This is a genomic window from Texas Phoenix palm phytoplasma (genome assembly GCF_005774685.2).
In the GTDB taxonomy this organism is placed as follows: Bacteria; Bacillota_I; Bacilli_A; order Acholeplasmatales; family Acholeplasmataceae; genus Phytoplasma.
On sequence record NZ_VBRA02000009.1, the window covers coordinates 64986 to 89039 of the forward strand.

Annotated in this window: 14 protein-coding genes, 3 tRNA genes, 3 rRNA genes, 1 other RNA gene and 1 pseudogene; 19 read left to right on the forward strand and 3 right to left on the reverse strand. The window is 25.7% G+C overall.

The annotated features are described in order from the left end of the window. Window positions 1-191: 191 nt before the first annotated feature. From FEF22_RS01460 to FEF22_RS01470, 3 genes are all read right to left on the reverse strand, one after another. Window positions 192-1283, reverse strand: a complete 1092-nt coding sequence (locus FEF22_RS01460; RefSeq protein WP_138107776.1) for a hypothetical protein — start codon at window positions 1281-1283, stop codon at window positions 192-194. Window positions 1284-1711: 428 nt separating this feature from the next. Then, a complete protein-coding gene (locus FEF22_RS01465; RefSeq protein WP_138107777.1) occupies window positions 1712-2494 on the reverse strand; it encodes a hypothetical protein in 783 nt (260 codons plus the stop codon). Window positions 2495-2889: 395 nt separating this feature from the next. Beyond that, a complete protein-coding gene (locus FEF22_RS01470) occupies window positions 2890-3720 on the reverse strand; it encodes a hypothetical protein (protein WP_138107778.1) in 831 nt (276 codons plus the stop codon). A 1605-nt stretch (window positions 3721-5325) separates the two neighbouring features. On the opposite strand from FEF22_RS01470, the gene infC reads away from it, so the two are divergent. The 19 genes and pseudogenes from infC to lysS all read left to right on the forward strand — a co-directional run bounded on the left by infC (window position 5326) and on the right by lysS (window position 23892). Beyond that, a complete protein-coding gene (infC, locus tag FEF22_RS01475; RefSeq protein WP_138108021.1) occupies window positions 5326-5817 on the forward strand; it encodes a translation initiation factor IF-3 in 492 nt (163 codons plus the stop codon). 278 nt (window positions 5818-6095) lie between these two features. After that, a complete protein-coding gene (rpmI, locus tag FEF22_RS01480; protein WP_138108022.1) occupies window positions 6096-6290 on the forward strand; it encodes a 50S ribosomal protein L35 in 195 nt (64 codons plus the stop codon). Window positions 6291-6350: 60 nt separating this feature from the next. Continuing rightward, window positions 6351-6719: pseudogene (gene rplT / locus FEF22_RS02270) on the forward strand (50S ribosomal protein L20); the annotation flags it as partial. Window positions 6720-6752: 33 nt separating this feature from the next. Continuing rightward, window positions 6753-6908 (forward strand): Rho termination factor N-terminal domain-containing protein, encoded by a 156-nt coding sequence (locus FEF22_RS02285; protein WP_308699410.1) that lies wholly within the window; start codon window positions 6753-6755, stop codon window positions 6906-6908. A 165-nt stretch (window positions 6909-7073) separates the two neighbouring features. Next, window positions 7074-7670: a hypothetical protein gene (locus FEF22_RS01490; protein WP_138108024.1), complete on the forward strand. Its 597-nt coding sequence runs from the start codon at window positions 7074-7076 to the stop codon at window positions 7668-7670. Between the two features lie 39 nt (window positions 7671-7709). Continuing rightward, entirely contained in the window at window positions 7710-7919 is a 210-nt protein-coding gene (locus FEF22_RS01495; protein WP_138108025.1) for a hypothetical protein, read from the forward strand. A gap of 747 nt (window positions 7920-8666) precedes the next feature. Continuing rightward, window positions 8667-9524: a M42 family metallopeptidase gene (locus tag FEF22_RS01500; RefSeq protein WP_138108026.1), complete on the forward strand. Its 858-nt coding sequence runs from the start codon at window positions 8667-8669 to the stop codon at window positions 9522-9524. 55 nt (window positions 9525-9579) lie between these two features. Beyond that, entirely contained in the window at window positions 9580-9714 is a 135-nt protein-coding gene (gene rpmH, locus FEF22_RS01505) for a 50S ribosomal protein L34 (RefSeq protein WP_138108027.1), read from the forward strand. 229 nt (window positions 9715-9943) lie between these two features. Then, entirely contained in the window at window positions 9944-10297 is a 354-nt protein-coding gene (rnpA, locus tag FEF22_RS01510; RefSeq protein ID WP_138108028.1) for a ribonuclease P protein component, read from the forward strand. Window positions 10298-10308: 11 nt separating this feature from the next. Beyond that, complete coding sequence (locus FEF22_RS01515; RefSeq protein WP_138108029.1) at window positions 10309-11964, forward strand: YidC/Oxa1 family membrane protein insertase; 1656 nt, start codon at window positions 10309-10311, stop codon at window positions 11962-11964. A 305-nt stretch (window positions 11965-12269) separates the two neighbouring features. After that, window positions 12270-12353 (forward strand) — tRNA-Tyr (locus FEF22_RS01520). A 193-nt stretch (window positions 12354-12546) separates the two neighbouring features. Next, window positions 12547-14090 (forward strand): 16S ribosomal RNA (locus FEF22_RS01525). A 109-nt stretch (window positions 14091-14199) separates the two neighbouring features. After that, a tRNA-Ile gene (locus FEF22_RS01530) sits at window positions 14200-14276 on the forward strand. Window positions 14277-14344: 68 nt separating this feature from the next. Beyond that, window positions 14345-17205, forward strand: a 23S ribosomal RNA gene (locus tag FEF22_RS01535). A 38-nt stretch (window positions 17206-17243) separates the two neighbouring features. Continuing rightward, window positions 17244-17358 (forward strand): 5S ribosomal RNA (gene rrf / locus FEF22_RS01540). The 16S, 23S and 5S rRNA genes sit together here with 3 tRNA genes alongside, the layout of an rRNA operon. A gap of 70 nt (window positions 17359-17428) precedes the next feature. Next, window positions 17429-17503: transfer RNA gene (locus tag FEF22_RS01545), tRNA-Val, on the forward strand. A gap of 1204 nt (window positions 17504-18707) precedes the next feature. Beyond that, window positions 18708-20879 carry a polyribonucleotide nucleotidyltransferase gene (locus FEF22_RS01550; protein ID WP_138108030.1) on the forward strand — a complete coding sequence of 724 codons (2172 nt, stop codon included), beginning with the start codon at window positions 18708-18710 and terminating at the stop codon, window positions 20877-20879. Window positions 20880-21782: 903 nt separating this feature from the next. Then, window positions 21783-22162: RNase P RNA component class B (rnpB, locus tag FEF22_RS01555), an RNA gene on the forward strand. 236 nt (window positions 22163-22398) lie between these two features. Then, the gene (gene lysS / locus FEF22_RS01560; RefSeq protein WP_138108031.1) at window positions 22399-23892 is read left to right on the forward strand and encodes a lysine--tRNA ligase; all 1494 of its coding nucleotides are present in this window, start codon (window positions 22399-22401) and stop codon (window positions 23890-23892) included. The last annotated feature ends 162 nt before the right edge of the window (window positions 23893-24054 follow it).

A 24054-nucleotide genomic window follows, 5' to 3' on the forward strand; every position in this document is an offset into this window, starting at 1 on the left:
TTCAAAATTTAACATAATACTAATATATGAATAATTTATATTATAATAAGATATTTTTATTTTTTTACTTTATTTATTTAATAAAAATAAACTAATTTAAATTTTAAAATAAAATATTTAAAATATTAAATAATTATTTTTTTTATTTTATTTTTTTTAAAATTTAATTTTGTTTTATTTCGCTTTATTTATTATTTATTTATATTAACTCTTCTCCTAGTTATAATTGGATGAAATACTAATTCAGTTATTTCAAAGAATTCACTAGGTTCATTCAACTGATGGAAAATATGATAATTATACTTTTGCGGTATCGGTGCTGAGTTAAGACTTTGTTCTTCTGTAAAATCTATAATATAAATGTTACGTAAATTTGGATTATAATTTTCTTTTATAATAATTTTTGTTCTTAAATTTGTACAGTCATTTTCTTTATTATTTGAATTTGTTTTTTTTAAATTATGATAACTACTTTCTAAAGTTATATTTAAAATTTTCGATTCTTCTAAAATATCACCATTTTTTGAATTTTCATCATATGAGAAAAATTTTTCAACAAAATTATTAATTATTGTTTTTAATTGTTCTTTTGAAATATTATTTCTTTTAAAAACTTTGTGTTCTTCTGATGTTATTTCAATATTTTTACAAATTTCATCTTGAGAATCTGTTTGTTCATCATTTTTAATTTTTACTAGAAAAAATTTTCTATTTTTTTCTGATAATTCTTTAAAATCTTTTTTTTCTTCTTGTATTGATGTTTTTATTAAATCTTCGTTATTTTCTTTTTTTGTCAGAAAATTCAGTTCTTCTTTTTTAGCAATGCTACTCGCTTGTTTTCTAAATTGTTCATTGTTTTCTAAAATTTCTAAAAGTCTTTCTAAAGTTTTTAAAATATCTTTATAAGAATCAGAATTTTCTTTGGTTAAAATTGAAGTACTTCTGATATTTTCTGTTATTTTGAAATTTCTTTGTTCTTTAATATATTTATCTTTTTCTAATTTTTCTAAAAGTTCTTTAAAATCTTTTTGTTCTTTAAGACTCAAGTTTTTTCTCAAATTTTTATTTTTTTCTAATTTTTCTAAAAGTTCTGAATAATTATTTTCGAAAAAGAAAAGATTTTTGTCTTTATCTTTATTTTTTAATAATCTGTTTATTAATCTTAATGATTCAATCAATTCAATATCTTTTTCATTGATTGATTTTGTTTTTTTAGAAAAAGAAGCGAATGCAAAAATTATTTTTAATGAAAATAAATTTACTAATAAAACAAATAGAAACATAATTATATATAAAAATTCATATATAGTTAAATTTTTTTTATTATTTTTTTGGAAATAAAACAAAATTTCTTATTTTCAATCCTCCTTTATTAAATTTTGATATATTTTTTTTGAAAAAAATTATAAAATTAAAATAAAAGATTATTTATATAAGGAACTTTTTCTTCTTGCTACAAAATCATTATAACAATTTTTATATTTGTTATCAAATTAAATAAATATTAATAAAAATAATGTTTATATGGTCTTTTTTTATTGTTTTTATATAGAATTTATTTGATTTATTTGAAATGAAAAAAAACTATTTATGTTTTTATTTTTACATAAATAGTTTTTTAATATAAAATTTTAAAATTTCTATTTTTTGTTAAATATTTAATTTTTTTAAATAATTGTATTAAAAAAATTTAAAATAAATTAATTATTTTTTATTTAAACCAAAGACTATTAACTACAGAAGAAATTTCACTTTTCATATGATTTTCAAAAAAATCAATAATATATTGATATTCTGAACCTAATTCACTTTTGCTAAGTGTGATTGTTGTTTTAAAAATCCCATTTAATGTGTCTTTTATAACATCTTTGAATTCGTCATAATCATAAGTTCCTTTAGGAAAACGATCTACTTTTATATAACCCCATCTTTTAACATCTAAAATTTCATCAATTATATAAGATGAAGTATAATTAATAGCTCTTTTATGAGATTTATCTGGGTATTCTTTTTTTACTAAATTAGTTAACTCTTGCATAGTAGCAGAAGTCGCTAATACAGTTTTTGATTCTAAAGATTCGAAACAAGATTGAAATACTGCTTCAATTGTTTCTTCAACTTGATTTTCTGAATTCAAAGCGCTTTTAGTTTCTAGAAAACTAGAGACAAATTTATTTTGATCTTCTGTTTGTTCATTTTGAATGATATTTTGAATACTTTGTTCTGCCACCACCAAGGGGTTTTTATTTAATTTTCTTTCCTCGATTTCTTTTATACTATTATTTTTATTTTCTTCGCGATAAGATTCTTTTGTTTCTGAAATGCCTGCATTTATATTATTTTCAGAATGATTCGAATCATCGGAAAAAGCTAGAACAACATTAGGCGTTAACGATGAAATAATCATTGAATAAAAGAACAAAAAAAATATTGAAACAAAAGAAAAGTAATTTAATTTACCTTTTTTATTTAATAATAAATCTTTTTTTAACAAAGTTCTTTATAAACCTCCTAATTTTAATTTTTGATATTTTTTTATTTTTTTTATGATGATACTTATTTTTTATTTAATTAACTTTATTTAATTTATATATTATATCTATCTTATATATTTTTTTAATTTAATTAATTTAAGTATTTTTAGTATTTATTTTTTATTTGTTATTATAATCCAAAAATAATCAAAAAAAATTATAATTTTGTAAAAATAAAAATATAAAAAATAAAAATTAAATATTCATTATTATTAAATATTATTAAAAAATTTTATATATTATTTTTTCTATTTAATTTTTTTTGAATTTACTTTAATCTTATTTTTTTATTTTTATTAATAGTTTTTCTGAAAAGAAGAAATTTTTTTATTATTGTATTGTTATATTGTTAGTATTAAGTCAAAAATATTAAAAATAACATATCTTTTAATTCAATAGAATCGTCTTTAAATTTATTTTTTAAATCATTATAATTCATTTTTTCTGCATTTTCATCTTCTTCTTCTTCTTCTGCATCAAAGAATGACTCTGAATAATCATCATCTTCATTTTCAATAACTTCTTTTGTGATGGTTAAATTATTGTTTTTATTGTTACTGCTATTATCTTTGAATTTTATTGTTTTAGTTCTTGAATTACTAACGAATAAATTATTTATGCAAAGACTATTTCCTTCTACGAAAGCGAATACATTTTTTTTATTTTTATTATCTGATTTATTGCTTTCTGATATTATTTTTTCAATAAAATCTAAAGTTAATTTTCTTTTTTCAATTTCTTTTCTTTTGTGAATGTTTGCTAATTCTTTTTCATGTTTTTTTTCTTGTTTGTATAAATCTAATAAACTATGTTGTTGTTCTTCTTCAACTGTTTTTTCCGGAGAAGAATCAGAATCAGATTTCTTTTTTTCTTCAATTTTTGGTTTTTGTTCTTTATTACTTTTTTTGTTTTTTAAAGAATTATTGTCGTTTTCCAGAACAATATTATCAGAATCTTTTTCTTTTTTAAATTCTTTTTTATCTTTATCTTTGTTAATTGCACTCATTACGTTAACCAAGCCTTTATTGCATTGTGGTTTTTGATTTTTAGCAACATTTTTTGGTTCAATAAAGGATTCAGAATTTTTATTCTTTTCCTCCGATGCCTGATTATTTTTTTTCTCTGAATTATGGGCAAAAACTATTTCTGATGAAAATAAAATTATTACAAAAAGAAAGAAAAACATAAATGCGTATATAAATTGAAAATAAATGAAAAAATTTTTTTTATTATTTGAATTTTCTAAATTCACTAACCTTGAACAAAACAAATCCTTTATTTTTAATCCTCCTAATTTTTATTATATTTTTTTGTAAAAAAATTATAAAACTAAACATAAAGATTATTTATATAAGGAACTTTTTCTTCTTGCTACGATTTCATTATAACAATTTTTATATTTGTTATCAAATTAAATAAATTTTCATAAAATTCATCATATATGAATATAATTTTTATAAAAATATTTTTATTTTTGATAATTTTTGACACACTTTTTAAAGTATTTTTGTGGTTTATATTTAATGAATAAAAAATAATTATTAAACTTTATTATATAAAATTTATATAAAATAAAAAGATACTATATTGTTTTATTAAAGTAAATATATTAAAATAATATTATGTTTATTTATATACTTTATAATATATACGTTATAAACTTTTTTTTTTATATATTCTTTTTTTTTATAAAAGAGAAGTTATTTTTTCTTATTTAAATTTTATATAGTTTACATAGTACATAGTATACTTTCATATAATATATTCTATATTTATTCAGAATAAAAATATCATGATTTTTTAAGATTATTATTATATGTTATTTATTATTCTTGAATATTTTTTTATTTTTATTATTATGAAATATTATGTTTTTTATATTTTATTTTTTTATATTTAACAAAATTTTTTGATTAAAAAGGAGTTTTTTAATTATTAAGCAAAAGAAAATTAACAAAGATTCAAAATTAATTTTATATAATGAAAATATTCCTAAAGGTGAATATGGGCGCGAAATGATGCCTAATTATCAGTGATTTCACGCATCACGAACATCATGATAATGTGTTCCTTCAGATTCTTGGCTTTTGAAACGAAAGAATCAAAAGTTACAGCAAAGAATAAAAGCGGATTGAGGAGAAATTCATATCCAATAAGATCACGCCAGAAGAATGATTCATATGGATAACCTTTATGAAAAAAGGCTAAATGCAATAAACGGGGTAATTTTATAATACTGAACGGAAATGAATTGTAACTGTTCATCAAAGTTATTTGAAAAATTTAATATTTGTTTTTCAAAAATTATCAATTTTATTAAAAAAAAATAAAATATCCATAGGTTTAGTTAACCTAACTTTGAACCTACCTTTTTATAAATAATAAATAAACTTATTCTTCGATGTTATATAGATGGAAGAATAAATTATAAAAAAGGTCTGCATACCTAAATGAGTCGCGTAGATAATTAGAGTAACTTCGATCTTCCTAAATTTCTCTTAGAGAAAAAAATTCTCTTAAGAAAAACACAGAATAAGTCTGTGGAAACAAGGAAAAAGCAGAATCATAGTAGTCGTGAGAAATTCAAAGCTTCTTGTGGAAAAAAGAAGTGAACTGACTCACCAAGGAAAAGGCCAACAACCTTTACAAGGCGAAAGAGGAAAAAGAAGTTTTTAGAAAAAAAACTTTTTTAACCGCCGAATGCTTGGAAACTTGCTTGTTCGGTGGTGTGAGGGGCTTAGATTAATATCTAGTAAATAGAAAAACGGTCTAATTCTATCTCGATTTAGTAATTGACGAAGAAGGAAAAAAAATAGGAATTTTAGAAAAAAATAAAATAATTAAACTTTCTGAAGAAAAAGAAACAGACATTGTTATGATTAATTCTGATTCTAGTCCTAAAGTTGTTCGTTTGATGAATTATTCTCAATTTCGTTATAAGCAACAAAAAAAATTAAAAGAAATTAAGAAAAAACAACATATAAGAACATTAAAAGAAATTCGTCTTAACCCTAATATAGATAATAATGATTTAAAATGTAAAATAAAACAAATATATAGTTTTTTAAAACAAAAATACAAGGTTAAAATTATGATTCGTTTCAAAGGAAGAATGATTATTAATCATAAAAAATTAGGTGATGAAATCATTCAAAAAATTTTTTCTAATGAATTATTAAAGGAAGTTTTGTTTGTAGATGTTTTTCCTAAAATGGAAGGCAATCAAATGACAACTATTTTAAAGTTAAAAAACAAAATTAATAAAAATATTGATAATAAATAAATTTTTAAATATCAGATTTTAAAATTAAAAATAAAATTTTAATATTAATTTTTTTAAAAAATGAGTTTTTAAATAAAAAAAGTTTTTATTTTTTTATATCTTATTTTCTAATTTTTTCTAATCAATAATAATATTTTAATAGATAATTTTGTTTATGAGATTTTTATTAATTTATTTTTATTTTTTTATTAATTAAAATTATTATTTATTTTTCATATATTATGCATTTTTACTTTATAATAATTTATAAAAAGAAGGCAGGTTATTATCAATCGTTTATGTTAAAAATAAAGAAAAAAGTTCACAAAGGTTTACATAAAAGAATAAAAAAAACTGGCACAGGAAAATTTTTAAGAAGACATGCTTATAAAAATCATTTAGCAGGTTCTAAAACTACAAAGCAAAACAGACAATTAAGGAAAGTTATAGGTGTACATATTTCCGATATTAAAAGAATAAAACATCTTATTTAATCTTATTTTTGATATAATTAATCAGAATGAGAAAAAAATAATGAAAGTAGAGTTTTAAGTATGGTAAAAATAAATTTTACAAATGCAAGGCATAAACGTCGTAAGAAAATATTAAAATTAGCTAAAGGCTACTTTGGTTCTAAAAGTACTATTTATAAAACAGCTAATGAACAAGTTATGCGTTCTTTACAATACTCTTATATAGGTAGAAAACAAAGAAAAAGACAATTTAGAAGATTATGGATTACAAGAATTAATGCTGGTTGCCTAAATAATGGTATTAGTTATTCCAAATTTATTCATGGCCTTTCTTTATCAAAAGTAAAAATTAATCGTAAAATGTTATCAGATCTTGTTTATAATAAGTCATTATTATTTGATGAATATATTAATTTATCTAAAAAAAATTTAGAAAAATATAAAGATAAAAATTCAAATGAAATTTTATCTACTTCTGATGAAGTGAAAAATTTTTCTAATTCAGATAAGAAAAAAATTGATTTAAAGAAGTTTTTATTAGTTGATTTAAGAAAATTAGCTTTAAAATATAATATTAAAAATTATTCTAAATTAAAAAAAACAGAATTAATTAATGTTTTGCAACAGAATATAAAATAAAAAAAATTTAAAAAAATATATAATGTAATGTAATTTTTTGTTTATTAATATTTACTGATTATTTTTTATGCTAATGTTAATTAAGATAATTTTTTCTTTTAAAAAATTGTTGAAAAAATAATTTATTTATCTTTATTTTTTTGAAAGGAATATTAATATTAAAAAGTGAAAAAAATTATTCAAAAAGAATTAGTTTTATTTTTTGCAAAGAGTTTGTTTTTTTTGTTAGCTGGTTTATCATGTTTTTATCCAAAAATTTTTAAAATTGGACCTTTTCAAATATATAATCTTCTTTTAGGAATTTTTATAATTTTGATTAATTATTTTTTGGTTTTTACCAATTTTAAAAGAAATTTAGGATTTATGAAATTTTTATTTCTTTTTGAAAACATTTTTCTTATTTTAATTTCTTTTGGTTTTATTATTCATTCTTTTTTAGAAAATAAATATCTTAAAATTATATTTTCTTTTAGCGATATGGTTTATTATATATTAATTGTACATAGTATAATTCAACTTTATATATCTTATTTTGAAAAAAATGATTTTTTTCCTTTATCTTTTCAATTTATTTTATATATAGCTTTATTAAGTATAAGTTTTTATCTTTTAGGTAGAAATGTTGATATTAACAATGTCATATTGAATGTTTTATCTGCTTTATTTTTTTGTTGTTTTTATTTTTATTTATTTATATTTTTTAAAAAAATAATTGTTTTGAAGGAAATAAATAAATTTGAAAAAAATAAAAATTTTAAATAATAAAAAATAATAAAAAATAAAAAAAGAAGGAGTTCTAAAATGTCTGATTTAATAAAAAAATTTAAAAAATTAACAATGTTAAATGCTGTGCCTGGGCAAGAAAGTTCAGTTCGTAATTTTATTAAGGAAAATATTGAAAAAACTGTAGATAAAATTGAATATGATAACTTAGGAAGTATAAATGTTTTTAAAGGTAATAAAGGACCTAAAATTATGTTAGCAAGTCATATGGATGAAATAGGGGCGTGAAATGATTCTTAATTATTAGTGATTTAACGCATCACGAACATAATGATAATGTGTTCCTTCGTGTTCTTGGCTTTTGAAACGAAAGAATCGAAAGTTACAGCAAAGAATAAAAGCGGGTTGAGGAGAAATTCATATCCAATAAGATTACGCAAGAAGAATGACTCACAAGGATAACCTTTATAAAAAAAGGCTAAATGCAACAAACGGAGTAATTATTCAACTTAACAGAAATGAATTGTAACTGTTAAACAAAGTTATTTGAAAATTTAATATTTGGTTTTCAAAATTATCAGTTTTTTGATAAAAAAACATCATAGGGTTATCTAACCTAACTTTGAACCTACCTTTTTAGAAAAATTTTTTCTTCAATGTTATATAGATTGAGGAATTAATTATAAAGGTCTGCATACCTAAATGAGTCGCGTAGATAATTAGAGTAACTTCGATCTTCCTAAACTTCTCTTAGAGAAAAGCATTCTCTGAAAAAAAACACAGAACAGACTGTGGAAGCAAGGAAAAAGCAGAATCATAGTAGTCGTGAAAAATTCAAAGCTTCTTTTGGAAGAAAGAAGTGGACTGACTCACCAAGGCAAAGGATAATAACCTTTACAAGGCGAAAGAGGAAAAACAAGTTTTTAAAAAAACTTGTTTAACCGCCGAATGCTTGGAAACTTGCTTGTTCGGTGGTGTGAGGGGCTTAGATTAATATCTAGTAAATAGAAAAACGGTCTAATTCTATCTCGATGATTGATTATAACTGAAATAACACCAGAAGGTTTTGCTAAATTTCAAACTTTAGGCGGTTGGATGAGTATAGTAATGTTAGCTCAGTTATGGCAAATTCATACTAACAAAGGTGTTTTATTTGCTGTAACAGGCGCTAAACCTCCGCATAATTTATCTATTTCTGAGAGAAAACAAAATCCTGATATTAAAAATCTATTTTTAGATTTAGGAGTAAATGATAAAAAAGAAGCTGAAAAATTAGGTGTACGAATAGGAGACATGGTTACTCCTTATACTGAATTTAGAACTTTAGGGAATTCTGATTTTTTGTTATCTAAAGCCATAGATAATAGGGTTGGTGTTCTAATAGTTTTAGAATTATTAAAATTATTAGATAATAATCCTAATATTTTTATTGGTTCTTTTACAGTTCAAGAAGAAGTAGGATTAAGAGGAGCAATTACAAGTGCTAATAAAATAAAACCATCTATAGCAATAGCTGTAGATACTAGCGTTGCTGATGATGTTCCTGGAGATAAAAATGTTTCTGAAAGAGTATTAGGTAAAGGCCCGCAATTATCTATTTATGATTCTGGTTTAGTAGCTCATAAAGGATTAAGAAATTTTGTTATTCAATTAGCTAAAGAAAATAATATTCCTTTTCAAGAACCAATTCCTACAGGTGGTCAAACAGATGCTTCTGCTATTCATCTTCAAAACGAAGGAGCTGCTTCTATTGTTGTTAGTGTTCCAACTCGTTATATTCATTCTCATGCTTCTATTGTTCATAAAAAAGATATTGACAATACTATAAAATTATTACTTTTATTAGTGCAAAAATTAGATGATAAAAAAGTAGAAGAGATTTTGTTTAATTAAAAAATTAAATTTTATTTATATTTATATTAATTATTATGAAAAGAGGTTTATATTTATGAAAAGAACATATCAACCAAGTAAAATAAAAAGAAAAAGAACTCATGGTTTTAGAAATAGAATTTCTACTCAAGGCGGTCGTAATGTTTTATCTTCTAGAAGAAGAAAAGGTAGAGTTAAGTTAACTGTTTAAAAATTTTAATTTTTCAATTAATTTTTTTAAAATTAATTATTTTTTATCTTTTTCTTTCTTTTTTATTTTTTTATGCTAAATAATTTTTTTTATAAAAATAAAAAATTTTTTCTTAAATTTATTTAATTAAAAAAATAATTTAAAATTTATTTAATTATTTTTTTAAAAATTTTTTATATTTTTTATAATTTATAATTAGGCAATTTTAAAAAAAGGTATTATTTTCAAAATGAAAAGAAAGTTTATTTTAAAGAAAAAAAAAGAAATAAATTTTATTTTTAAATTTAACAAATGTGTGAGAAATTATTTTTTTTTATTATATTATGTTGTTGATACTGATTTAGATTATTTTAGATTTGCCTTGAGTATTGGCAAAAAATATGGCAAATCACATGAAAGAAATTTAATTAAAAGACGTTTAAGAATGATTATTCATGAAAATTCTTCTTTTATAAAAAAAAATATTTCTTTTGTTATTGTTATTAAACCTGTAGCTAAGCAATTGAATTTTTTAAATTTGAAAAAAAATGTTTTATTTTTATTAAAAAAATCTTTTTTAATTAATCTTCAAATTAAGGACTAAATATATAAAATATGAAAAATAATATGGTTATACATTTTTTTAAAAAATTTTTATTTATTTTCTTTTTAACTTTTATTTTAATATCTATTACTAAGATGTTTACTGTTAAAACAGAAAATCATAATGAATGGATTAATGAAGAATTTAAAATTGTTTTTAATGATAAATTGGATTCTGTAAAATTAAAAGAATTAATTGATGCTTCTACAATAATTTCAAATAATAAAGAAAAAATTGATGTTCAAAAATATATTTTAGAAGAATATCAAAAATATTTAAGTATATTTAAATTTGATATAAATAGTAAGACTAAAGATATTAGAATTCAACATATAACAAGTGATTATTTGGATGATTTAACTTTAGATGAAAAAAATCATATTGTTTTACATTTTTTTGCTAATTTAAATTCTATTTTGAATGGTCAAGAATATTATTTTTCTTTTAAAGGAAATGATTTTTTATTAAGTTCAAAAGATAAATTAAATAAAGTTAAAGAATTTTTTAAGATAAAAATAGGAACTAATAGACAATATATTCAAGAATTAAAATATAATAATAATAATTCTCTTTTTAATATATCTAAAGTTAAAGTTTCTAGAACCATTGAAAATGGAGAAAATGTAAATAAATTTAAAACAATTGAAGATAAAAATTTTAATTCTTTGTCTATTTTCTCTAATATCGAAGATAAACAAGAAGTTCCGAATTATAAGTATAATGAATTAATAAGAGAAAAAAAAACAGATCAAAATGTTAATTTTTTATTCTTAAAAGAAAAAAATAGTGATGAAAAATTATTTTTGAAAGTTTTTATAGATGATGAAGAAAATTTACCTATTCAATGGTCTTCTAAAATTAAATGGAATTATGGTTTTGGATGGGGTTATATTTGGAATGTTTTAATTGTTTTTATTGGATTCTTTTTGTCTTTTTTTTCTACAATATTTTCAAGTTCCGAAGGTATTTTTTTTGGAAATTTAGGTTTAGGTATAATTTTGACTACTATTCTTATTAGAACTTTATCTTGGCCTATTTATACTAAAACTAGTACTTTTTCTTTAAATATGAGTTTGATGCAGCCTGAAATTGATAAAATTCAAGAAAAATATTCTTTAAAAAAGGATCCTGAATCGATACAGAAAATGCAAGCAGATATTTTTAAAATTTATAGGAAATATAATTTTAATATATTTGGGGTTTTTGTGTCTTTTTTGCAAATGCCTATTTTTATTGCTATGTTAAGAACATTAAATCGTTTTCGTGTTCCTGGAGGTATTTTTAAACTATACACTTCTAAGCCATTTTTAAATTTTATATATCTTGATGAATTTTCTACTAATAATAGTATTTATACTAAGATTTTTTTATCTTTATTTGTTGGTATTACTATGTTTGTTTTAAATTATGTTAGTTTTCAAAAATCAGATTTTTTAAAGAAAAGTAATAAAATTTTAACTGCTGAACAAGAATTGAACAAAAATAAACAGGAAAAAACTATGAAATTAATTAGTTATTTCATGATTATTTTGATGACATTAGCATCATTTAAAGATTCATCTTTATCTGTATATTGGATAGTTGGTAATATTTATACTTTATTTCAAACAATAGTTAATCGTAAAATAATGAAAAAAAAATATTATTCTTTAAAAAAAGTTTTTTAATAGTTAAAAATTAAATTTAAAAAAATAAATATAATTATTTTTCAAATATGAAAAATAATTTATTTATTTTTGTTTAAAATTTTTATAATTTTTTTAATATTTATTTTTTTAAAAAAAAATAAAAAAAATTTAATATAATTTAATTTTTTTTATATAAATATGTTAAACTAGATTAGTAAGAGTTTGATTTTGTATGAAAATAATTTTTTTATTGTGTTAGTTATTTTTTTTTAACTAAAGTAGAAAAATTAAAAATCAAATATTTATATTTTTTTGATTTTGTTTTTTATAATTTTAATGTTTTAGGAGGGGTAGCGAAGTGGCTAAACGCATCAGTCTGTAAAACTGCTCCGTAAGGTACGGTGGTTCGAATCCACCCCCCTTCACCATTTTATAATTATAAAATTTGTTGAAGTTAAGAAATTTTTTTATCTTAATTTTAATTCTTTGAAAACTGAAGATGATTTTTTTAATTAAAAAAATTTAAAATACTTTTTTGCAAAAGTATTACATATAAAAAAATGTATTTCATTAAAATTAATTACTAAATGTTATTTAATTTTAATTTAAAACTTTATTATTAAAATTAAGAGTTTGATCCTGGCTCAGGATGAACGCTGGCGGCGTGCTTAATACATGCAAGTCGAACGGAAATCTTTTAGAGAAATCTTTTAGATTTTAGTGGCGAACGGGTGAGTAACACGTAAGCAACCTGCCTTTAAGACGAGAATAACAATTGGAAACAGTTGCTAAGGCTGGATAGGAAATAAAAAGGCATCTTTTTATTTTTAAAAGACCTTCTTCGGAGGGTATGCTTAAAGAGGGGCTTGCGTCACATTAGTTAGTTGGTAGGGTAATGGCCTACCAAGACGATGATGTGTAGCTGGACTGAGAGGTTGAACAGCCACATTGGGACTGAGACACGGCCCAAACTCCTACGGGAGGCAGCAGTAGGGAATTTTCGGCAATGGAGGAAACTCTGACCGAGCAACGCCGCGTGAACGACGAAGTACTTCGGTATGTAAAGTTCTTTTATTGAAGAAGAAACAATAGTGGAAAAACTATCTTGACGTTATTCAATGAATAAGCCCCGGCTAACTATGTGCCAGCAGCCGCGGTAATACATAGGGGGCGAGCGTTATCCGGAATTATTGGGCGTAAAGGGTGCGTAGGCGGTTTAATAAGTCTCTAGTTTAATTTCAACGCTTAACGTTGTCCTGCTAGAGAAACTGTTTGACTAGAGTGAGATAGAGGTAAGCGGAATTCCATGTGTAGCGGTAAAATGTGTAAATATATGGAGGAACACCAGAGGCGTAGGCGGCTTACTGGGTCTTTACTGACGCTGATGCACGAAAGCGTGGGGAGCAAACAGGATTAGATACCCTGGTAGTCCACGCCGTAAACTATGAGTACTAAGTGTCGGGGTTAAACTCGGTACTGAAGTTAACACATTAAGTACTCCGCCTGAGTAGTACGTACGCAAGTATGAAACTTAAAGGAATTGACGGGATCCCGCACAAGCGGTGGATCATGTTGTTTAATTCGAAGATACACGAAAAACCTTACCAGGTCTTGACATACTCTGCAAAACTATAGAAATATAGTGGAGGTTATCAGGGATACAGGTGGTGCATGGTTGTCGTCAGCTCGTGTCGTGAGATGTTAGGTTAAGTTCTAAAACGAGCGCAACCCCTGTCGTTAATTGCCAGCACGTTATGGTGGGGACTTTAGCGAGACTGCCAATGAAAAATTGGAGGAAGGTGGGGATTACGTCAAATCATCATGCCCCTTATGATCTGGGCTACAAACGTGATACAATGGCTATTACAAAGAGTAGCTTAAACGCGAGTTTTTGGCAAATCTCAAAAAAATAGTCTTAGTTCGGATTGAAGTCTGCAACTCGACTTCATGAAGTTGGAATCGCTAGTAATCGCGAATCAGCATGTCGCGGTGAATACGTTCTCGGGGTTTGTACACACCGCCCGTCAAACCACGAAAGTGGACAATACCCGAAAGCGATAGCCTAACTGCGCAAGCAGAGGGAATCGTCTAAGGTAGGGTCGATGATTGGGGTTAAGTCGTAACAAGGTATCCCTACCGGAAGGTGGGGATGGATCACCTCCTTTCTAAGGAAATTTTTAAAATCATCATCTTCAGTTTTGAAAGACTTAAATTAATTTAAAAAAATAAGTTTTTCTTTTTCATTAATTATTCTTATAGTATTTAATTTTTTAAGGGCCTATAGCTCAGTTGGTTAGAGCACACGCCTGATAAGCGTGAGGTCGGTGGTTCAAGTCCATTTAGGCCCACCAGTCTAAATGAACTGAAAATCAAAAAAAAGTTCTTTGAAAAGTAGATAAACAACGTAAATTCTCAAAATAATGAAGAAAATAAGGGCGTACAGTGGATGCCTTGGCACTAAGAGCCGATGAAGGACGCAATTAACGGCGATACGTCATGGGTAATTGTAAATAAATGAAGATCCATGAATTTCCGAATGGGGAAACCTACTATAATAAACTTATAGTTTTTTTGATGTTAAAGTCAAAAAAGGGAACGCAGTGAACTGAAATATCTAAGTAACTGTAGGAAAAGAAAGTAACAACGATTCTGGTAGTAGCGACGAGCGAAACCGGAAGAGCCTGATACGAATTACTAGTTATAAAATTTTAAAAAACTCGAAGTTTTTGGAAAGAAACATCAAAGAAGGTTATAATCCTGTAGAGGTAATTTAAAATCTAGCGTATCAAAAAGTACGGCGAGACACGAGAAATCTTGTCGGAATATGGGAGGACCATCTCCTAAGGCTAAATACTCCTTAGTGACCGATAGTGAACTAGTACCGTGAGGGAAAGGTGAAAAGAACCCCGGGAGGGGAGTGAAATAGATCCTGAAACTGTATGCCTACAATTAGTCAGAGCTCGTTAATGAGTGATGGCTTGCCTTTTGCAGAATGAACCGGCGAGTTATGATATAGAGCAAGGTTAAGTTTTGAGGAACGTAGCCATAGCGAAAGCGAGTTTTAATAGAGCGTTTAGTTGTATGTCATAGACCCGAAACTGAAGTGAGCTAGCCATGAGCAGGTTGAAGTTTAGGTAAAACTAAATGGAGGACCGAACCAGGACACGTTGAAAAGTGTTTGGATGACTTGTGGCTAGGGGTGAAATTCCAATCGAACTCAGAGATAGCTGGTTCTCCCCGAAATAGCTTTAGGGCTAGCGTTGATTATAATTTTTTTTGAAGGTAGAGCACTAAATGAGTGATGGTTCCACCTCGGGATACTGACCTCAATTAAACTCCGAATGTCATTAAAATAAAATCAGCAGTCAGACTATGGGTGATAAGGTCCATAGTCAAAAGGGAAAGAGCCCAGACCGTCAGCTAAGGTCCCTAAATTAATGTTAAGTGGAAAAGGAAGTGAAGATGTTCAGACAACTAGGAAGTTGGCTTAGAAGCAGCCATCTTTTAAAGAGTGCGTAATAGCTCACTAGTCAAATGACTTTGCACCGAAAATGTACCGGGGCTAAAACATTATACCGAAGCTACGGATAAAAATATTAAAATATTTTATATGGTAGGGGAAGCGTTCTGATTTCAGTGAAGTCATAGCGTAAGCAGTGGTGGAGAGATCAGAAGTGAGAATGCCGGTGTAAGTAACGAAAAGATAGGTGAGAATCCTATCCGTCGAAAACCCAAGGTTTCCAGGGGCAGGTTCGTCCTCCCTGGGTTAGTCAGGTCCTAAGATGAGGAAGAAATTCGTAGTCGATGGCAAGCAGGCTAAAATTCCTGCACTAAAAAAACAACTGATGGAGGGACAAAGAAGGATAAGCACGCCTTTTATTGGATTAAGGTAGAAGAACCAAGTTTGAGAAAATAGGCAAATCCGTTTTCTTATTCCAAAAAATGAGGTTTGAAGGTAAAGTGACTGATTTCATACTTTCAAGAAAAGCTTCTAGGGTTAATTGTTTTTTTACCTGTACCGTAAACCGACACAGGTGGGAAGGTAGAGTATACTAAGACGCGCGAGAAAACTCTTGTTAAGGAACTCGGCAAAATGACTCCGTAACTTAGGGATAAGGAGAGCTTTTATTTCAAAAGTAAAAGCCGCAGATAATAGGCCCAAGCGACTGTTTATCAAAAACATAGGTCTCTGCTAAACCGTGAGGTGATGTATAGGGGCTGATGCCTGCCCGGTGCTGGAAGATTAAAAGGAGATGTTCGGGAAACCAAAGCATTGAATTGAAGTCCCAGTGAACGGCGGCCGTAACTATAACGGTCCTAAGGTAGCGAAATTCCTTGTCGGGTAAATTCCGACCCGCACGAAAGGCATAACGATTTGGGCGCTGTCTCAACAAGAGTCTCGGTGAAATCAAATTACCGGTGAAAATGCCGGTTACCCGCGACAGGACGAAAAGACCCCATGGAGCTTTACTGCAACTTAATATTGAATTTGGAAAACTCATGTACAGAATAAGTGGGAGACTATGAATTTAAAACGCTAGTTTTAAAGGAGTCGCCTTTGGGATACCACTCTTGGGTTTTTTAGCTTCTAACCTACACAAGTGTATTGTGAGGGACAGTGTTTGGTGGGCAGTTTGACTGGGGCGGTCGCCTCCTAAAGAGTAACGGAGGCGTTCATAAGGTTCCTTCAAAATGGTCGGAAATCATTTCGAGAGCGTAAAGGCATAAAGGAGCTTGACTGCGAGACATACAAGTCGAGCAGGGACGAAAGTCGGACTTAGTGATCTTACGGTACCGCATGGAAGGGCCGTAACTCAACGGATAAAAGCTACCCTGGGGATAACAGGCTTATCGCTTCCGAGCGTTCACAGCGACGAAGCGGTTTGGCACCTCGATGTCGGCTCATCGCATCCTGGAGCTGGAGAAGGTTCCAAGGGTTGGGCTGTTCGCCCATTAAAGCGGAACGCGAGCTGGGTTCAGAACGTCGTGAGACAGTTCGGTCTCTATCCGTCGTGGGCGTTGGAAATTTGAAAGGAACTGTCCCTAGTATGAGAAGACCGGGATGGATATACCTCTGGTGTTTCAGTTGGTTCGCCAGAGCCACAGCTGAGTAGCTATGTATAGAAGGGATAAACACTGAAAGCATCTAAGTGTGAAGCCTCCCTTAAGATGAGATTTCCCTATGAGAACCCTGAAAGACTATCAGGTTGATAGGCTAGAAGTGTAAGAATAGTGATATTTTCAGCTGACTAGTACTAATAGATCCATTGACTTTATTTTTTGAGTAAAAAACGTTTGTTTATCTAGTTTTGAAAGAACCTTGGTGATTTAGCTAAGGGGAAACACCTGTTCCCATTCCGAATACAGAAGTTAAGCCCTTACGCGCTGAAAATAGTTTTTATTTATAAAAGTGAAAATAAGTTTTGCCAAGGTTTACTTTGAAAAAAATAATTTATTTATTTTTTACAAATTTTTATATTTTTTATTTTGAATTTTTACAGACAGAGGATTAGCTCAGTGGGAGAGCGTCTGCCTTACAAGCAGAAAGTCGGGGGTTCAAATCCCTCATCCTCTACCACAAATCCATATTATTTTTTATATAAATATTTTTTGATTTGCCAAAATAGCTCAATAGGTAGAGCAACTGTGGGCGGAAAAGAGGCTTAATACAAAGTGGATTGACCAACCATACACAATATGATAATTTGTGGCAATATATAATCGGTTCTATCGACGAAAGAAGAGAGAATTAAAGCAGATTATAAAAGTTGAGAACGGACAAAGTAGTTTAGTCTAGGGACTCAGCAAATTGAATTGATTTATGGACAACCTCTGAAACGGGGCTAAAGGAAAAAAAATGGGGTAATCTCTACACTGAGAGAAAACTACACACATCTCTCATTCTGGAAGTCGTTAGTATAGACAGTTTACTTACGGTGTTATCAAAAAAAATCCAGAACCCGCCAAATCAAAACGGTATTAACGTAATCATGATAAATCATGAAAAATAAAATTGGTCATCCTTCCTAAGAATCAAATGGTAAGTATTAAAGTAACTTTCATATTCCTAAACTTCATATAACAAACTAAAATAGTTATATTAAACAAGGTGAACTTGGAAGCAAGGAAAAAGCAGAATCGTAGTAGTCGGAAGATATTCAAAACTATTGTTGGAATGCAATAGTACAATGACTTCCTAAAGAGAATGGGAAAACCATTTACAAGGCGAAAGAGGAAATTTTAATCGTTTTTAATTTAAAATTTTGATATTTTTTATTAAATAATCAATTTATATTGATAATTGAATATTAAATATAAATTTTAAATAAAATTTTTTCATATTTAATTTTTTCTATTTTTTAATAAATAAAAAAAATAGTTTCTTTTTTCACAAAAAAATCTTAATGTGAAATAAAAAATTTATTTATTTAATAAAAGAAAGCCAAATGAAAAAACGATTAATTTAACCGCCGAATGCTTGGAAACTTGCCTGTTCGGTGGTGTGGGGGGCTTACCTGTAAATAACCGTTATGAACGGTAAAACGCAGTAATTCTATCCCGATCTGTTAACCAGAGTGTCCTAGGTTCGATCCCTAGTGTAGGCGCCATTTTTTTATATTTTTACTTTATAAAACATAATATTTTTATTAAAAATTAAAAATATTTTTTAATTAACATTTTATTTTTAAAAGTAGTTTTGTAAGAAATTTTTTTTAAAAAAATATATTTAATAAAAAAATTAAGTTTATTTATATAAACCAACATTGAAAAGGAAAAATTAAATGAATTCGTATTTTTTTGAAACTATTTTTGAAAATAATCTGTTAACAGTAGAAATTAATAAACTTGCTAAACAATCTAGCGGAAATGTTTTAGTAAGGTATAAAGATACTGTAATTTTAAGTGTTTCAGTATTAGGAAAAAATGAAACTTTATTAAATTATTTTCCTTTAATGGTGATATATCAAGAAAAGCTTTATGCTGTAGGAAAAATACCTGGTAGCTTTTCTAAAAGGGAAGGTAAATTATCTGATCAAGAAATTTTAAATTCACGTCTAATTGATAGAACTATAAGGCCTTTATTTTCTCATTCTTTTAGGCAAGAAATTCAGGTAGTTAATACTGTTTTGAGTAGTGATGATGATTGTAATAATGAAATATTTGCTATTTTAGGTAGTTCTTTATCTTTGATTCTTTCAGAAATACCTTTTAATGAACCTGTAGCAGGAATTTGTATTGGTAAAATTGAAGATAAATTTATTATTAATCCTGATTTGAAGCAAAAAGAAAAATCTGATTTTATATTAATATTATCTGGTACTAAAAATAGTTTAAACATGATAGAAGCTATTGCTAATGAAATATCTGAATCAGATTTATTAGAAGCTATGGTGTTAGGACATAAAAAAATTCAAGAACTTTGTATTTTCCAAGAAAAAATTAAAGAAAAAATAAATCCAAAAAAAATTATCATTCCTTTGCAAGATTCTAATATAGAAAACTTAAGTTCACTTATAGAAAAAAAATATATTTCTCGAATAAAAGATGTTTTACGTCAAAGTCACAATGATAAAATTAGTAAAAATGAATTAAATCTAAATATAGAAAAACTGAAAAAAGAAATTTTAGACAATTTTAAAAACAATAACATTTCAAAAGAATTAGATTCCAATTTATTTTTTTTAGAAAAAAATCCTAAATATTTTATTTTTATTGAAGAAATTTTTCATTCTTTAGTTAAAAAAGAAATAAGAAACATGATTATTAAAAATAAATTAAGAATAGATGGTAGAAAAATAGATGAAATTAGAAATATAAAAAGCGAAATTAAAGTTTTACCTCGAGCTCATGGTTCTGCCATTTTTACTCGCGGACAAACACAAAGTTTATCTGTCGTTACTTTAGGAACTTTAAGGGAAAGTAAGTTAATTGATGATTTAACTCAAGAAGAACAAAAGCGTTTTATTGTTCATTATAATTTTCCCCCTTTTTCTGTTGGAGAAATAGGAAGATATATGATGGTTTCTAGAAGAGAAATTGGACATGGTATATTAGCAGAAAAAGCTTTATCTTGTGTTTTGCCAACAGAAGATGAATTTCCATACACTATAAGAGTTGTTTCAGAAATTTTAGAATCTAATGGTTCGTCTTCTCAAGCTACTATTTGCGCTACTTCTATGGCTTTAATGGATGCTGGAGTTCCTTTAAAAAAATCTGTCGCAGGAATAGCTATGGGTTTGTTTTTTGATGAAGAAACAAAAGAATATGTTATTTTAAGCGATATTCAAGGATTAGAAGATCATACAGGAGATATGGATTTAAAAGTTTCTGGTACTGAAAAAGGAATTACTGCTTTACAGATGGATATTAAAATAAAATATTTAGAAATAGATATTTTAAAAGAATGTTTAAAAAGAGCAAAATTAGGTAGAATAGAAATTTTAAAAGAAATGAGCAAAATTATTGATAAACCTAAGAAAGATTTATCTTTATATGCTCCTAAGGTTAAAATTATTCACATCCCTATTCATAAAATTCGTGATGTTATAGGTTCAGGAGGAAAAATAATTTCTCAAATTATATCTAATTATGATAATGTTAAAATCGATATTGAACAAGATGGAAGAATTATAGTTATGCATCAAAATATTGAAATGGTTCAAAAAGCAGTTGATTATATTTTAGATTTAGTTAAAGAAGTTAAAGTAGGGGAATTTTATCGAGTAACTGTTTTAAAAATTTTAAGTGATAAATTTGGAAAATCATTTGGAGTTATAGTATCAATTTTTCCTAATGTTGAAGGATTTATTCATTTTACCAAAATGAATAATATAATTAAATTTAAAAAAATAGAAGATTTTATACAAAAAGGTAATAAATTATTAACAAAATGTATTAAAATCAGTGAAAAAGGAAAAGTGTTTTTATCTTTAGAATCTTTAGAAGAAAAATAAAAATATTTTTATTATTTTTATAAAGTTATAGATATTTTATTTTTTATAAAAATTTGTTAGAATATACTTGTTAAAGAATAATATAAGACGATCGAAGTTTAATTTTTTTCTTTTTCTTTTTATAAATAAAGATATAATAAATTAAGTTTAGGAAAGTCCATGGGGCGCGAAATGATGCCTAATTATTAGTGATTTAACGTATCACGAACATAATGATAATGTGTTCCTTCATATTCTTGGCTTTTTAAACGAAAGAATAAAAAGTTACAGCAAAGAATAAAAGCGGATTGAGGAGAAATTCATATCCAATAAGATCTCGCAAGAAGAATGACTTACACGGATAACCTTTATTAAAAAAAGGCTAAATGCAATAAACGGGGTAATTTTACTACTGAACAGTAATGAATTGTAACTGTTTATTGAAGTTATTTGAAAATTTAACATAGATGTTTTCAAAATTATCAATTTTATTAAAAAAAATTATAGGGCTAGTATTAACCCTAACTTCGAACCTACCTTTATATAAATGAAATGAAATTATTTATTTTTCAATGTTATATAGATTGAAGATTAAATTATATAAAGGTTTGCATACCTAAAGGAGTCGCGTAGATAATTAGAGTAACTTCGATCTTCCTAAACTTCTCTCAGAGAAAATTATTTTCTGAAAAAAAACACAGAATAGTCTGTGGAAGCAAGGAAAAAGCAGAATCATAGTAGTCGTGAGTAATTCAAAGCTTCTTTTGGAAGAAAGAAGTTAACTGACTCACCAAGGAAAAGGTTAATAACCTTTACAAGGCGAAAGAGGAAAAAGAAGTTTTTAGCAAAAAACTTTTTTAACCGCCGAATGCTTGGAAACTTGCTTGTTCGGTGGTGTGAGGGGCTTAGATTAATATCTAGTAAAGAGAAAAACGGTCTAATTCTATCTCGATTTAGCACATGTTAATAGGAAAAACATGTAATGTTTGTGTTTAAGGAAAAAATAACTTATAGTACTTAATTAAATTTTAAGTAACGGCTTTTTATATTCTAAAGACTTATTTATATGAGTTTATGAAATATAAAAAATAAAGTGCCACAGAGACGAGTTAATTAGAAATAATTAAGTGAAACGCGGTAAACCCCTCAAGCTAATAATCCAAAAAATGGTAGGAGCACGTAAAAGTTAACTTTTCCTTATATTTTTTTAGTTAATTTTTATGCTATTTTAGAAATAAAATAGAGATAAATGATCGTCACTTGTTTTTATAAAAAAATACAAGTACAGAACATGGCTTATTAATGTTATTTTTTAACAATAGAATCTTTTAACAAGATTCTTTTTTTTATTTATTTTTTTTAATAAGTTTATGATTTTATTTATATTTTAAAAAATATATTCTTTCAACAGAATAAAATCATTTTAATAATATATGTTATAATAGAAGATAAATAATAAAATTTTTTAAATATAAATATTTAGAGATTTATATTTAATTTATTTTTTAAAGAAACAAATTAAGAGGTTTTTTAAAAAAACATGAAAAATAACGAAAATCAAATAGAACAGTATTATATTAGATTAAAAAAAATAGAAGAATTGAAAAAATTAAATATTGAACCTTTTAATAATAAATTTATTAAAAAAAATAATATTTTAGATATTTTAAATAAATATAATAATTTTAGTTTTTCTCAATTAGAAGAAAATAAAATTTTAGTTTCCGTAGCTGGCAGAATTATTTTAAAAAGAATTCAAGGTAAAGCAGGTTTTTTGCAATTACAAGAATTTGATGATTCTATTCAAATTTATATAAATTCTAGTTTAGTTTCTGAAAAATCTTTTAAAATTTATCAAAATTCTGATTTGGGAGATATTATTGGAGTTAATGGTTTTTTATTTAAAACTAAAACTAATCAATTGACTATTAAAGTTTCTGAATTTATTCATTTAAGTAAAAGTTTAATGCCTCTACCAGATAAATTTAAAGGATTACAAAATAAAGAAATAATTCGAAAAAAACGTTATATTGGTTTAATTATGAATTCTGAAATTAGAAAAATTTTCGTTATGCGTAGTAAAATTATTAAATTTGTACGAAAATTTTTTGATGAAAGAGGTTTTTTAGAAGTTGAAACTCCTATTTTAAATTCTTTTTTAGGTGGAGCTGCTGCTAAACCTTTTAAAACATATCATAATGCTTTAGAATCTGATTTCTATTTAAGAATAGCTACAGAAATTCCATTAAAAAAACTAATTGTAGGCGGAATGAATGCTATTTATGAAATTGGTAGAGTTTTTAGAAATGAAGGTGTTGATGCTTTTCATAATCCGGAATTTACCACTTTAGAAGCTTATTTATCGTATTCAGATATGCAAGGAGTTATGAAATTAACAGAAGAATTTTTTAAGGATGTTTGTAAAAATATTTTAGGAACTTTAGAATTTTATTATCAAAATAATATGATTAATTTTAAAAAATTTTACAAATATGATATGATAGAAATTATTAATCAAAAAACAGGTATTGATTTTTCTCAAAACAAAAACATAGAAGAATGGAAAAAATTAGCAATTGAAAATGATATCGAACTTAAACCTTTTTATAAAAAAGGACATATTATAATTGCTTTTTTTGAAAAATTCGTAGAACATACTTTGATACAACCTACTTTTATTTATAATTTTCCTATAGAAGTTAGTCCTTTATCTCAAGTTAATATTAATAATAATTTTTTTTCTGATAGATTTGAATTATTTATATCAGGAAAAGAGTTTGTCAATGCTTTTAGTGAATTAAATGATCCTATTGAACAAAAAAAACGTTTTCAAGACCAATTATTACAAAAACAATTAGGAAATGATGAAACCGAAGATTTAGATAAAGAATTTTTAGAAGCTTTAGAATATGGAATGCCTCCTACTGGAGGATTAGGAATAGGAATAGATCGATTAGTTATGTTATTGACTAATACTTCTAATATAAGAGATGTTATTTTATTTCCTCATTTTAAAAATAGTAATAAAATATAAAAAAAATATTTTCTATATTTTTTTTAATTAAGTTAATTTATTAATTATTTTATTTTTATATTTATAATTATTTTCTATAATAACAAAAACTTAAAAATGAAAAATAAAATTTTGTTTTTGTTTGTATATTTAAAAAAATAATATATTTGAGTTGAGGTTTTT